This window comes from Martelella sp. K41-7, from assembly GCF_055808365.1.
This window is the reverse complement of record NZ_CM147867.1, coordinates 1561970-1575581: the sequence shown is the minus strand read 5'-3', so window position 1 is coordinate 1575581 and position 13612 is coordinate 1561970. Positions and strand designations below refer to the sequence as shown.

Annotated in this window: 15 protein-coding genes; 2 read left to right on the top strand and 13 right to left on the bottom strand. The window is 57.9% G+C overall.

Annotated elements, in window-relative coordinates:
* Window positions 1-196: 196 nt before the first annotated feature.
* Window positions 197-535, bottom strand: coding sequence for a LysR substrate-binding domain-containing protein (locus AC0L7L_RS07465; RefSeq protein WP_272211190.1), 339 nt, complete (start codon window positions 533-535; stop codon window positions 197-199).
* Here AC0L7L_RS07465 and AC0L7L_RS07460 point away from each other — a divergent pair.
* Window positions 476-898 carry a hypothetical protein gene (locus AC0L7L_RS07460; protein WP_272214336.1) on the top strand — a complete coding sequence of 141 codons (423 nt, stop codon included), beginning with the start codon at window positions 476-478 and terminating at the stop codon, window positions 896-898. The two genes, AC0L7L_RS07465 and AC0L7L_RS07460, sit on opposite strands and share 60 nt — an antisense overlap.
* 116 nt (window positions 899-1014) lie before the next feature.
* Here the strand turns inward: AC0L7L_RS07460 and rarD are convergent, their stop codons facing one another.
* The 4 genes from rarD to cysS form a co-directional block, all read right to left on the bottom strand.
* Window positions 1015-1959 carry an EamA family transporter RarD gene (gene rarD / locus AC0L7L_RS07455; RefSeq protein ID WP_473513145.1) on the bottom strand — a complete coding sequence of 315 codons (945 nt, stop codon included), beginning with the start codon at window positions 1957-1959 and terminating at the stop codon, window positions 1015-1017.
* Between the two features lie 121 nt (window positions 1960-2080).
* Window positions 2081-3700, bottom strand: coding sequence for a citramalate synthase (gene cimA / locus AC0L7L_RS07450; protein ID WP_473513143.1), 1620 nt, complete (start codon window positions 3698-3700; stop codon window positions 2081-2083).
* 39 nt (window positions 3701-3739) lie between these two features.
* Window positions 3740-4243, bottom strand: coding sequence for a GFA family protein (locus tag AC0L7L_RS07445; protein ID WP_473513139.1), 504 nt, complete (start codon window positions 4241-4243; stop codon window positions 3740-3742).
* A complete protein-coding gene (gene cysS / locus AC0L7L_RS07440; protein WP_473513136.1) occupies window positions 4240-5634 on the bottom strand; it encodes a cysteine--tRNA ligase in 1395 nt (464 codons plus the stop codon). Before cysS ends, AC0L7L_RS07445 begins: the two co-directional genes overlap by 4 nt.
* A 389-nt stretch (window positions 5635-6023) precedes the next feature.
* On the opposite strand from cysS, the gene AC0L7L_RS07435 reads away from it, so the two are divergent.
* Entirely contained in the window at window positions 6024-6713 is a 690-nt protein-coding gene (locus tag AC0L7L_RS07435; RefSeq protein ID WP_272214153.1) for an outer membrane protein, read from the top strand.
* A 102-nt stretch (window positions 6714-6815) separates the two neighbouring features.
* Here AC0L7L_RS07435 and AC0L7L_RS07430 read toward each other — a convergent pair whose 3' ends face one another.
* From AC0L7L_RS07430 to AC0L7L_RS07395, 8 genes are all read right to left on the bottom strand, one after another.
* On the bottom strand, window positions 6816-7652 hold the full coding sequence (locus AC0L7L_RS07430; protein WP_272210312.1) for an IS5 family transposase: 837 nt from the start codon (window positions 7650-7652) through the stop codon (window positions 6816-6818).
* Between the two features lie 665 nt (window positions 7653-8317).
* Window positions 8318-9295 (bottom strand): linear amide C-N hydrolase, encoded by a 978-nt coding sequence (locus AC0L7L_RS07425; RefSeq protein ID WP_473513132.1) that lies wholly within the window; start codon window positions 9293-9295, stop codon window positions 8318-8320.
* Window positions 9296-9379: 84 nt separating this feature from the next.
* Entirely contained in the window at window positions 9380-10489 is a 1110-nt protein-coding gene (locus tag AC0L7L_RS07420) for an AbrB family transcriptional regulator (RefSeq protein WP_272211183.1), read from the bottom strand.
* A 94-nt stretch (window positions 10490-10583) separates the two neighbouring features.
* Window positions 10584-10919, bottom strand: coding sequence for a hypothetical protein (locus tag AC0L7L_RS07415; protein ID WP_272211182.1), 336 nt, complete (start codon window positions 10917-10919; stop codon window positions 10584-10586).
* A 132-nt stretch (window positions 10920-11051) separates the two neighbouring features.
* Complete coding sequence (locus tag AC0L7L_RS07410; RefSeq protein WP_473513814.1) at window positions 11052-11663, bottom strand: IMPACT family protein; 612 nt, start codon at window positions 11661-11663, stop codon at window positions 11052-11054.
* A 65-nt stretch (window positions 11664-11728) separates the two neighbouring features.
* On the bottom strand, window positions 11729-12142 hold the full coding sequence (locus tag AC0L7L_RS07405) for a DUF2177 family protein (protein WP_272211180.1): 414 nt from the start codon (window positions 12140-12142) through the stop codon (window positions 11729-11731).
* Window positions 12143-12152: 10 nt separating this feature from the next.
* Window positions 12153-12830, bottom strand: a complete 678-nt coding sequence (locus AC0L7L_RS07400; RefSeq protein ID WP_272211179.1) for a ChrR family anti-sigma-E factor — start codon at window positions 12828-12830, stop codon at window positions 12153-12155.
* On the bottom strand, window positions 12827-13525 hold the full coding sequence (locus tag AC0L7L_RS07395; protein WP_473513125.1) for a sigma-70 family RNA polymerase sigma factor: 699 nt from the start codon (window positions 13523-13525) through the stop codon (window positions 12827-12829). Before AC0L7L_RS07395 ends, AC0L7L_RS07400 begins: the two co-directional genes overlap by 4 nt.
* Window positions 13526-13612: the final 87 nt, after the last annotated feature.

The window sequence follows — 13612 nt, the reverse complement described above, 5'->3', positions numbered from 1 at the left end:
TGATGCCAAATCGGAACTTGCCGTATGTGCACCGCCGGGAACCAGATCGGAACCCTGCCAGACTAGCAGATTAGAATCAATCTTCCACGAATCCTGAACGTGTTTAAGCGCTGTTGTCCGAAATGGAACCTTCGTTCTGGACGATTTTTGAATTGCGCAGGAGTGGCTGATCAGCCGTTGCCCGATGATGTGAAGGCTAGCTCAGCGTCAGCCTCTGGGCCAGTCCTTTTGCAAAAGCAGACTTGCGATGCGAGATACCGATTCTGCGCGTTCCTGCATCTGCGTCAAGCAGAAGCAACACCGCGATATCCTCGCGACTGTTTCCATGTGAGCGCGGAACAAAAGCAATCCCCAGTCCAGCTGCAACCAGTTCCAGCAGCTGCATATCATTCATGGCCTGCGCTGCGGCGGACACGTGGAAAGCCCCGAGATCCATGCGATCGGAATTCAGGCAATATGGCCGTTGGATTATTGGGTGGCCCTGAAGATCGGCCAGATGCAGCCTGCCCTGTCGGAGGAAACAGCCATCGGGCAAGTCCTCACCAAATTCACCGCCGGCGATCCGTCGCTCTTTGAGTTGATCTCAGACGGCGTCGATTTTCGTATCGATCACTTCCGCGACGAGGTGGATACAGGTTGGCAGCAAGCCGGATCCCGCGAGACGTTGATGGCGGCCATCGTTAGGCTGGGGCGCGACGTGTTTCCGAAAGGGACCAAGGCACTGGGCATTGACAGCTTCGCCTTGGGCGACGGCTGGCATCTGACCTGTTTTAGCCAGAAGTTTTTCTATGGTGAGAGACAGCGAGACGTCACAAGCCTGACGTATATCATCTCGCACGAGACTGACGGCTTGCTGGATTTCTTCCGCGAGACCGTCACCAATATCGTGGACGTCTGATCGCGCCATTGACGTTTTTCTGACCGTTTAGAAGACGCCGAACACGACCGCGGATATCAGTGACAAAATCGCAGATGTCCGGTTCGGTTCGGCCGCGGCGGCACATGTGACCGCCCTCAATCCAGCCGCGCAGGCGTCTTTCGGCGTGTACGCAACATTGACACGGTGTAAATGGCCAGCGCTATCCAGATAAGGACAAAGGCCACCAGTTTGGCAGGCTGCAGCGGTTCACGGAAGACCAGAACGGCAATCAGGAAAATCACGCTTGGCGCGATATACTGCATGATGCCGATCGTCGACAGCTTCATGAGCTTGGCCGCATTGGCGTAGATCATCAGCGGTATCGCTGTCGCCGCACCGCAACCGATAAGAAGCAGAGTGTCGGCGGGAGTGCTCATGAAATGACCGTTCCCGGTGGCCTCAAGATAGATGATATAGGTCGCCGCCGGCAGGCTCATGATCAGCGCCTCAAGCGTGAAGCCGGGACTGCCACTGATCGGCAAGATCTTGTGCAGAAAAGCATACATCCCGAAGGTGAACGGTAGCAGCAAAGCGACAACCGGCAGGCTTCCGACCTCGATGGCAAGAATGAGCACGGCAGTCGCGGCAAGCGCGATGGCGACAAGCTGCCCCTTCGAGAGCCGTTCGCGCAGAATGACAGCAGCCATGGCGATGGAAAACAGCGGATTGATAAAATAGCCGAGAGCCGCGTCGACCGTATGGGCATTACTGACGGCCCAGATATAGGTTCCCCAGTTGACGCAAATGAAAACGCTGCAAAGTCCAACGATCGCCAGCACTTTCGGCTGACGGCACGCTGCCCTGATTTCTCCGGCCTGCCCGGAGAGCGCCACAATCACGCCGGCGAAGGGAACTGACCAGACAATGCGGTGGGCGAGTATCTCCAGCGGTGGCAGATGTGCGACCAGTTTGAGATACAGAGGCAAAAACCCCCACAGGAGAAAAGCGGTAAGGGCAAGCATAAACCCCTTTGCCGTGTCACCATCGGGCAGCGAGACAGTCGGAGGTGTCAGTGCAGGGTCAATCTCGTCGGCCGACATGGCGATTTCCTATCATGTGATCAAATGCCAATATCGGCAGACGGCCCCAGTTGCCACCCGGTTCTGGTGAAGAATCGATCAATACCACTGATGGATGAGCGAAAATCACTCCGTATCGGACTCATTCCGCCGCGGCACGCCCGGCAAGCCTGCGGTTCTTCATCAGCTTGAACGTGATGGAGTCCATCAGTGCCTGGAACGATGCGTCGATAATGTTTTCCGAAACGCCGACGGTCCACCAGCGCACACCGTCATCGTCGATGCTCTCGATCAGCACGCGGGTGATCGCCTCCGTACCACCGTTGAGGATACGCACCTTGTAGTCGGCCAGCTTGAGGTCGGCGATTTCCGACTGGAATTTGCCGAGGTCCTTTCGGAAAGCCTTGTCGAGCGCGTTGACCGGCCCGTCGCCTTCGGACACCGACATCACCCTGCGTCCGTCGATCTCGAGTTTCACCACCGCTTCCGAGACGGTTTTGATCCGGGCGTGACTGTCATAACGGCGCTCGACCATCACCCTGAAACTGTCGACATGGAAGAAATGCGGGACGTCGCCGAGTTCACGCAGCGCCAGAAGTTCGAAACTGGCATCCGCGCCCTCATAGGCATAGCCGATGGATTCGCGTTCCTTGACGATCGAGATCAGCTTGTCGAGGCGGGGATCGTCCTTTGCAACCGTGATGCCACGGCGTTTCAGCTCATTGATGAAATTGGACTTCCCGCCCTGATCTGAAACCATCACCTTGCGGGTGTTGCCGACCTTCTCCGGGTCGACATGCTCGTATGTGCGCGGATCCTTCAAAAGCGCCGAGGCGTGGATACCGGCCTTGGTGGCGAAGGCGGAGGCGCCGACGTAAGGCAGTTGCGGGTCGGGCGCCCGGTTCAGCAACTCATCAAAGCCACGGGACAGCGTAGTAAGCTCGGTGAGACGTGCTTCATCGAGGCCGAGCACATAGCGGTTGTTGTAGCGCGCCTTCAGCGCAAGCGTTGCCGCAAGCGTGATGATATTGGCATTACCGCAGCGCTCGCCGATGCCGTTGAGCGTGCCCTGCACCTGCCGAACCCCTGCCATGACGGCGGCGAGCGAATTGGCAACCGCCTGCCCCGTATCATTATGTGCGTGGATGCCGAGTGAAGCGCCCGGTATGCCGCTTGCGATCACATCGGCGATGATTTCGCTCACCTCGTCCGGCTGGGTGCCGCCATTGGTATCGCACAGCACCACCCAGCGCGCGCCTGCGTCATAGGCGGCCTTTGCGCAGGAAAGCGCATAGTCGCGGTCTGCCTTGTAGCCGTCGAAGAAATGCTCGCAATCCACCATCGCCTCTTTTCCGGCTGCGGTAACAGCGGCAACGCTTTCGGCGATACAGACAAGGTTTTCGTCGTTGGAAATGCCAAGCGCTACGGAAACGTGATAATCCCAGCTCTTGGCCACCAGACAGACGGCATCGCTGTTGGAGGCGATAAGGCCGGCCAGGCCCGGATCATTGGACGCCGAAACACCGGCGCGCTTGGTCATGCCGAACGCGGTCATTTTTGCGTTTTCGGTGCGCTTTTCGGCAAAAAAGGCCGTGTCCGTCGGGTTGGCGCCCGGATAACCGCCCTCGACATAATCGATACCGGCCTGATCGAGCAGAACGGCAATGGCGATCTTGTCCTCGACGGAAAAATCGATGCCCGGCGTTTGCTGGCCATCGCGCAATGTGGTGTCGAACAGATAGACGCGTTCGCGCTTGGTCATGTCGTGGGTCTCCATCCCTGAGTGGCCTTTTCGACCTTGTTATCCGGCGTCCGTGTCATCTTCGGGCGGCCATGTTTCGGTATCGTGATCGGGGTGCTGGCGCATGCTGGTGGCAATCGCATCATTGCCCCCCTGCAGATCGGACCGGTCGGTCGGCATTTCCCTGAGGCCGGAAAGCAGGTGAAAGAACGGCACCCGCCCTTCGACACCATCCTGCGACACCGGTGGAAATGCAGACGGATCGTCCAGGCTGCCGAGTGTGACCGCGATCCGATCGGTATCGACCGTTTCGAAAAACAGCGGTGTGCCGCAGGCCGCACAGAACCCACGCCGGACATGTTCGGAGGAATGAAACCAGCCTGGCGCGCCACGCGTCAGGCTGAAAGCGGCATGGTCCGCGCCGGCAAGCGCCATGAAATAATTGCCCGACGCCTTCTGGCACATGCGGCAATGGCAGATATGCGGATAAGACAGCGCGCCGGAAATGCGATAGCGCACAGCCCCGCACTGGCAGCCGCCGGAAAACGACTGTGCTGCGCTCACCGCTTCACCTCCCACGTCGTCTCGCGCTCGCCGGTTTCCTTGCTTTTTGAATCCTTTAGCTGAATGCCCTGAGACGCCAGTTCATCGCGGATACGGTCCGCTTCCGCCCAGTTTTTTTCGCGGATGAAGGCGAGCCTCTTCGAGACATATTTTTCCACGTCAAAGCTTGCTTGTTGCGGTCGCAGATCAAGTCCGAGAAGGTCGGCCGCAGCAATCAACGTGGAAGCGGGGAGACCCGAGGCCAGCATGTTCCTGATGTATTCCGGAGTGTTCAGGTCATCGAAAAGGGCTGCAGTGAATGCGGGATGAAGTTCCGAAGCGATTCCACCATCGGCTTTGCGCCGCAGTTTCACCAGAATGTTCTCTGCCTCCTCCAGCCGCTTCACCGAAAAATCGATCGGCTCGCGATAATGCGTCATCAGCATGGCGAGCCGCAGCACTTCGCCCGGCCATTTGCGACCGCCGAAATTCGTCGTCTCCAGAAGCTCATGGATGGTGAAGAAATTGCCGTCGGATTTCGACATCTTGCGGCCTTCGACCTGCACGAAGCCGTTATGCATCCAGACATTGGCCATCGTGTGGTTGCCGTGGGCACAGCAAGATTGGGCGATTTCGTTTTCGTGGTGGGGGAAGATCAAATCGAGGCCACCGCCGTGAATGTCGAAGGTTTCGCCGAGATGCTTTTCCGACATCACCGAGCATTCGATATGCCAGCCCGGACGGCCTTTGATGGTCTCGCTGTGGCCGTCAACGGTGAAGCGTCCATCCCAGCCTGGCTCGTCGGCCGCACTTTCCTTCCATAGCACGAAATCCGCAGGGCTTTTCTTGTGGCCTTCGACCGCGATGCGGGCACCGGCCTGCTGATCTTCCAGATTGCGCCGCGATAGCTGGCCATAATCGGGCATGGACGGCACGTCGAACAGCACCTCCCTGCCCTCGGCACCCTTCACCACATAGGCATTGCCCTTGTCCAGCAACGTCTGGATCATCGCCACCATGCCATCGATATGCTCGGTTGCGCGTGGCTCCACCGTTGGTTCCAGCACACCGAGCGCGGCAATATCCTTGTGAAACTGGTTTGCCGTCTTCTCTGTCACCTTGCGGATCGCCTCATTCAGCGGAAGGTCCGGATAGTCACGTTTGGCGCGCGCGTTGATCTTGTCGTCAACGTCGGTGATGTTGCGGACATAGGTGACGTGGTCTGCGCCATAGAGATGACGCAACAGCCGGAACAGCACATCGAACACGATCACAGGCCGCGCATTGCCGATATGGGCGAAATCATAGACCGTCGGCCCGCAGACATACATGCGCACATTCTGCCGGTTTATCGGCTCGAAGACCTGCTTCTCGCGCTTCAGTGTGTTGTAGAGCTTCAGGGCTTCGCCCATGTCCAGTCTCCCGAAATCAGTCTTTTTGCACAAAACAGGCCAGCGACCCGGCCGGGACGTCTGTCATAAACTCGATTTCAGGACAAGGACGGCCGGCCAGCGAGGTGCTAGCGAATAATGATGCAGATAATGCAAAGGGCCGTGTTCATGTTGGCTTTATGCGCCGGGTGAATGGCGCCGTCAAGACCCGGGCCGATCAACCCGCACCAACGAAGTCATCGACTAATTTCAAATAATACTAATTTAAAATAGCAGTAAATTATTTATATATTGAATATTTTTAGACGTAAATTTTCATTTATACTATTAATAGTGTAAATTAATAAATGTTATTGATTCGTCTGTAGCGGATTTATTCAACCACAATCAGGAGAACCGACGTGAACCGAATGTCAGTCTTGATTGCAGCCCTGCTCAGTTCAGCCATCCCGAGCGCGGCCGCCGATGTCATCTCGCCCCCGCCTGCTCCTCCGCCACTTCCCGTGCCGGAAATGTTCAAATGGACGGGGATTTATTTCGGTGCGCTGGCGGGCTACCACTGGACCGATGCGGAGCCACAATCCTTCCGGTTGGTCGATGATCACCTGAAAATCGACAACTGGCTCGGCGGCGGATTTGTCGGGGCGAACTATCAGTTCGATAACCACATGGTGCTCGGCCTGGAAGGCGAGTTCGACTATCTCGGAGGATCGGGCGATCAGTCGCTCCAGGTCGTCATCAACAACAATATCGAGACAGGAGAAGGAGAACTGACACTCGGCTGGAGCGGATCACTGCGCGGGCGCGTCGGCTATGGTTTCGAGCGAACGCTGCTTTACGGAACAGCCGGCGGAGAAATTTCGAGTGGCAGCGTAACCGGGTCTTTCAACGCAAAATCAATCGATACCGGCAACAAGACACTTGCGGGCTGGACGGTCGGAGCTGGTCTGGAGCACGCATTCACCGACAATTTCTTCGCACGTGCAGAATATCGCTACTCCTATTATCCCAAGGTCGATTATTCCTTCAGCTGGGACAGCGATTTCAGCCTCAAGGCAAGTCAAAACCAGATGAAAGTCGGGCTGGGATATAAGTTCTAGATGTAATGAACCGCAATCATAGGGGGGCGGACTGCAAACATCTGCAATACGCAGACGGGATCCTTCTGGAAGCCGCCCCCTCTAAGAGCCGGATTCAAAAGTTCATGATGGGAAACAATATCGTGCGAGGCGTCTGGTCATCACCCTGATGCTGGCGATGTTGACCCATGCTGTGGCGCTTGCGATGGACTTTTCCCAATCTTTGGCCAACCGACGGCATCGTCCGAACCAGCCGAAGGTGCGCTCCACCACCCATCGGCGGGGCAGAACCTCAAAGCCTTTCGCTATGTCGGAGCGCTTGATGATTTCAAGGTTCCATTGGCCGCATCCGCGCAGCGCTTTTCGCAACTTCTGCCCGGCATAGCCGCCATCTGCGAAGACATGGCGCAACCAGGGGAAACGGTAGCGGATGGCTTTCAGGACATCGGGCGCACCGTCGCGGTCCTGGATATCGGCAGCATGGACAAGCACGAACAGCATCAGCCCGATCGTATCGGTGATGATGTGGCGCTTGCGGCCCTTGATCTTCTTGCCGGCGTCGTAGCCCGAAACCCCGCCGCTTTCGGTGGTCTTGACACTCTGGCTGTCGATGACACCGGCTGTGGGCGAGGCCTCGCGCCCCTCCAGTTCGCGCGTAGCGCAGACGAGCAGATGATTGATGGTCTGCCAAAGGCCGATGTCGCGCCAGCCATAGAAATAGCCTCGCACCGTGGAGACCGGAGGGAAGTCCTTCGGCAGAGCCCGCCATTGACTGCCGCTGCCCGCAATATAAAGGATCGCGTTCACCACTTCCCTCATATTCGTTTTCCGTGGCCGCCCGCCGGGCTTGGCCAGCGGTATCAGTGGAGCAATTACAGCCCACTCACGGTCCGTCAAATCGGTTGGATAGCGAAGGCGATCCCGGTTATGCTGCAGGCGGGTGATATCATTCCAGGGCATGCGATCCTCCACGTTCTTGGCAGAGGTGGTTGAATCACATCCTTCTGATATCACTCAACAACTTTTAAATCGGGCTCTAAAAGATCCTGACCATTATTAGCTGCGCGATGCTTCAATACGCACTCAGTTCGCCAAATTCTACCGAACTCATCTGGAAGATCATAACGAGCACCGATAGCAAGAAAGCCGTCAGCGGACCGCAACTCACGTATGCGTAGCTCTTCCCCTGATTCAGACCGAACGTGGGCATTCGTCGCGTCTATTTCTCTGGAATTAGAATCAGATAAAACTGTCTGGTTCTTCATTCCTCGCAGCCAAGCTATAATCTCAGCTACGAACGAACCTCGATTATCACTCGGAACTACAGGGAACTCCGTCGAGAATGGAAGCATCTTTGGTCTACCCTATGTCTTATTCTAATATCCCAAGATTATAAAAAATACCTTCTTATTTTAAGTGTAAGTCATGCTCTAATCTAGAGGATGTATCAAAAATAATCACTGCAAAAATGGGAAAATTAAATATCAAAGACTAAATTGTTGAATTCTCTCGACGCGGATACGCGCGCTTCGTGCGACTCTGCCCATTTCATTGACCGCGCTGGCAGCTCTAATCTGCCAACACATTCGCTATCAAAAAATACAGTCGCGACTGAAGGCGCGCCCTCACGGCACCAGAAACTCAAACGGCGCCGCCGCCTTCATCAGCCCCGCGACATCCCCGCCCGGCAGTGCCGGATCGTTCAGTCCCAGCGTCTTCGCCGGCGCCCCCTCGGAGAGATCGAAGTCCTTGAGATCGACCCAGAACACCGAGGGGTTGATGACGGAGTCGAAATAGTAGCGGCGGTGGTCGTGTTCGGCGACGGTGCGCCAGAGGGTGGAGGCGATGTTGGGTTTTTCGGGATCGGACATGCCGAGCGGGGTCGAGATCGCGCGCACCTGCGAGAACACCGAGGCGAGTGCTGCGCGGCGGTCTTTCAGCGGGGCGGCGGTTTTCAGATTGTAGCTGGCGCGGGCGAAGCGGTCGGCGGCGTTGACCGTGCCCGGCAGAAAACTCTTGCCGCCGACGAGGTCCCAATAGGAATTTATGGCAAGTTGCTGATCATAGGCTGGCGAATTGGTCATCACCTTGAAATCGCGGCTGTGATGGATCGTCAGCTGACCGCCGACGAATTCGAAAATCGCGCTGTCGCCGGACGCATCGGAAAGCGCCAGATGCACATTGGCGGGCGCGCCGTTCGGAGCCTCGCCGGTGATGATGGTAAGCGGGTCGCCCTCCATCGCCGCGACGGCCTCCGCCACGTTTGCGAAATTGTCGAGCATATATTGCAGCCACGCCCCGACCGAGATCAGCGGCTTGCCGCGCGCGGCCGGATCGCCATAGGTCGATTCGACCAGATAGAGCATGTTGCCGGCAAGGCCCGCCTCGTTCAGGCCGTCTGAGGTGGCTAGGTTATAGATGGAGACGATGACCGAGCCGTATTTCGAGGTCCACGCGGCGGAGCCCTCGCCCACCCCGCCATTGCGGGCAAGACCGCGCGGAAACACCCAGAGATCTGATTCCATGGTCACGTCGCGCCAGTCCATCGAGCGCCCGGTTATGAAGCTTCCGGTTCCGGTTTCATAGAAGATGCGTGTGCACATGAAATTTCCTCCGCCTGACCCTGATTATTGTTGGCTCAGGCTAACGCGATGCCGCGCGCGCGACAATACCGTTTCGCCTTTGTCCTAAAAATGGCTCCGCCGGGCGACGAAACGTGCCAGCATCGGCCCGAGCGCCATGACGAAGAAGAACCGTGCAATCTGCATCGACATCACGAAGGCGACGTTGACATCAGTGGAGGCAGAAATGATGGCAACCGCATCCGCACCGCCGGGGCTGGTGGCCAGATAGGCACTCAACGGATCAATGCCGACGAACCTGACGAGAAGCCAGGCAAACACCGCGCAGGTCGCCACAAGCGCCAGAATGGAGGCCAGCACGCGGGGAAGCGCCCGGCTGGCGTGGCGGATGACGTCGCGGTCGAACCGCGAGCCGATCGCCCAGCCGACCAGCGCATAGGAGACAGCAAGCAGCGGCTGCGGCAGCTCGATATCCACAAGGCCCGCGACATTGAGCGCAGAGCCGAGAACCACCGGCACGATCATCGCGCCCGCCGGAAGCCCGGAGCGCCTGCCGGCAACAACGCCGATGATGACGAGCGCGAGCGTCTGGCCAAGCGCCCACCAGTCGGGCGTCACCAGCCAGAGGATCGGTTCTGGCGCGCCATCCCCGCCGGTTCCGGTCCACAGCCGCGCAATGGTGGCGGCAACGATGGTGACGATGACCACGCGGGTATACTGCATGAAGGCGACAAGGCGCATATCGGCGCCGAAGGAGCCGGACATCAGCGTCATCACCGTGGCAGCGCCGGGAAACGCGCCCCAGATCGCCGTGGTGCCAGGCAGCACCTGAAACCGCGCCAGCAGCCAGCCAAGGGCGACGGCGGCAAACACCACCGCCAGCACGCTCATGACAAAAATCGACCAGTCCGCGCCGATCTCCTGCAACACCGGCCATGTCATGGTTCTCGCTATCAACAGCCCGACAATGCCCTGCGCCAGGCTGAACGGCACGATCGGCACGGCAATGCGCTTGCCGAAAAAGGAAAACGCAATGGCCGTCAGCATCGGCCCCAGAAGAAGGCCGGCGGGAAGACCGGCAAGCGAAAGCAGCACGACAACGGCAGCAGAGGCCGCAATCAGCGCCGGCCAGAGCCTGAGTACGGACCCGATCCGTGTCCCGGAGGAGGCCTCCGCCTCGGGGCCTTCACCCTCCGGTTTTCCCGCCGATGCCATGAAATACTCTGCCCTTAATACTGCGTCGGGCTTGTTCTACACACGAAGACGCAATCCGCCAAGGCAGGCTGGAACGTGCGTCATGTGGCTGAGATTACATTGCGCAGCCCTGACGGCGCATGGCGATATCGACGGCGTTGACCTTGCCCTTGGTATAGGCAATCAGACTGTCCTGATTGGGAGAGGCTTCAGCCGAGACACTGCCGAGACTGGCGCCCATCACCCGGAAATCACCGAAGATCTCCTCGTCCTGCAGGCGGGAGAGATCTTTCAGCTTGGCGTTTTCCGCCACCATCAGCGCGCTGAGCTGATTACAGTTCAACTCGGCATAATCACCGGGCGAAACCGGCATGGCGCCAATCGTCTCGGCGCGCTGGGTACAGCCAGCCGCAAGAACAGCGAGGGCGAGAATGGTGGCGGACATACGCATAAAAATCACCTCGGTCAAAACAGGGAAAAGTATCAGTATAAACGTTGCGGAAGCCATGCCGGTTCCCGCTTCGCTGCATCATAGCTTAATTAGAACATTCAGCATGCAAGGAAAGCGCTTGCCTCCGCCTTTTCATGTTTCCGGCGGAGGACCGGCAAGAATATCGGGATCGATACCGGCGCGGCCGCTTGTTAGGTCACGCAGGTATTCAGCAAGCCCCACGAGCCTGCTATCGGGCACATCGAGCTGAAACACCGCGCCGTCTTGCGAAAAATCACGGGCTCTCACAGCGATATCGTCAAAGGTTTCAAGCCGCGCCTCCACCAGCGCGAGATCGGTAAACAGAACCGAAACGGAAAGCAGCGTGGTGGCGATGACGGGCTGTTTTTCCGCCTGCCGCAGGCACTCTGCGGCACTGCCACCATAGGCGCGTGCCAGACCGCCCGTACCCAGTTTGACGCCGCCAAACCAGCGGGAAACGACCACGACGACATCATCGATCTCTTGTCCTTCGATGGCTTGCAGGATCGGTTTTCCCGCCGTGCCGCCCGGCTCCCCGTCATCGGAAAAACGGTAATCTGCACCGAGCCGCCAGGCCCAGCAATTGTGGCTGGCATCGGCAAAGGAATTTTCCGCAACAAAGGCCCTGGCCGCCGCCTCATCGGCAACGGGCGCTGCGATGGTGGCAAACCGGCTCTTCTTGATTTCGCGCTCGCTGGTGGCGGGCTTGGTGAGCTTGAACATGGCATTCGGCACAGGTGAAACGATCCGCTGTTTGAACGGCACACACAAACCGAAGTCAAGTCGTGTCAGGAACGGCGGGCGACGATGCGGCCGGTGGCAAAGCAGCTGACAAAACCGGTCAGGCCGGTCGCAAACGTGCCCCAGGCCATATCGACACCAACCACAGTCCAGGACCAGTCCTTCAATGTTGCCATATTGGTGAGGTCATATGTGCCGTAGGCCATGAAACCAAACACCGCGCCATTGATCAGCCCCTTGAGGGATGAGCGTGCCTTTACGCCGGGGTAGACAACAAAATAGTATATACCAATCAGGTACATGAAGTAGAAACTTAAACCAGCATTCCAATTCGGTGACGGCAGCAGAAGCCCGCCGATCTCGGCCTCATAGAAGCTGAAGGCGACCGTACCGAGCCAGATGAAATCGAGCAACGAAAAGCATGCGGCCATTGCGGCAAACGCGATCAGATAGCGGGACATGGGCACCTCCTCAAATACCGAGCAATGGCTGGAATGCGCGCATGATCCGGCTTCGGAACTTAAGCGGCGCATCGGTCACGATCAGACAGATGCACTCACCGTCCGGCGTCACCACCGGCTCATGCACCGTATCCTCGTCCTCCTCGGAAAAATCGCCGGGGCCGAATGCCTCATCGTCGCAATGATAACAGCCGTGCAGGATCAGCGTGAGCTCTCGGCCACCATGGCCATGTTCCGGCAAAGGCCTGCCGGGCCCGACACGCAGCAGACGCACATTGATATCGCCTTCGACGGGGATCCGATACTGCGCGGCACCAATGCCGGCACGGCGCCAGCCGACATTATCGAGCGAACCGCCGATATAAGACCGCAGCGGTTCTGGCACCGCCTGATCATTCACTGCCAAGGTTTGTGCAGTGTCCGGTTCACTCACCGGCTGCTCCACAGGCTCAGCCTTCAGCCGGCGCAGCATGCTTTCCCAGCTCGCCTTCTCCGCGTCGGGCGCGCGTTCCGGTTCAATGTCTTCCATCAGCGCGCCGCCCGTGGCCTCCATCAATGTGAGGCGTTTGCGGCAATCCGGGCACAGCGCCAGATGCGTGGCGACGGCAAGGCTCCAGCCCTCTTCGAGCGAACCAGCAGCGTATTCGAGCAACAGCGCATCTGAAATATGGTGATTGATCTGGCTCATCGCTCTTCTCCCAGTGTCGAGCGCAGCTTGGAAAACGCGGCGCGTATACGGGACTTTACGGTGCCCAGAGGCAGGTTTGTCTTTTCAGCGATCATGCTGTGGGAAATGTCCTCGAAAAACGACATGTGCAACAGTTCGGCCTGTTCTTTCGGGAGTGTGGAAAGGGCTTGCCGCATCCGTTTGGCGCTTTCGTCCTGTTCAAAGTGGCTGTCGGGCGGTTCCGGCGCATCTGGCACGAAGGCCGGGTCATTCGGATCGAATTGCGGCCGTTTTGCCTTGCGCAGATTGTCGATCATCACATTACGGGCCAGCGTGAAAACCCAGGCTGACGCATTGCCTCGTTGCGGATCGAACATTGAAGCCTTGCGCCAGACCATCATCATGGTCTCCTGCATCAGCTCCTCCGCAAGCGGCCCGTCGAGCGCGCGCTTGAGCATATAGCTTCGAATGCGCGGGCCGAAATACACGAATAGCCGCTCGAACGAAGCAACATCGCGCGACCGCCCGGTTCGCACCAGGCAGAGTGTCATTTCTTCCGCCGATAATTCCGCCAAAGCTGAACCTTTCGACCTTGGTACCCTTGTGCCCACAATAGTGGACGCCGCCCGTAAACGAGCTATTTTGGGAACCGTGCCGTCAGCCGGTATGTAGTGAGCAAGGTCTGTCATGACCGCTATTACGACGCGGGTTCCCATCCGGATTGAAGGTTCCAACAATTTTGTCGCGAATTCAATCCGTCCGTCTGCTGCGTGCGTAGTTCTGGCTAAAGATCAGAGGAAAAC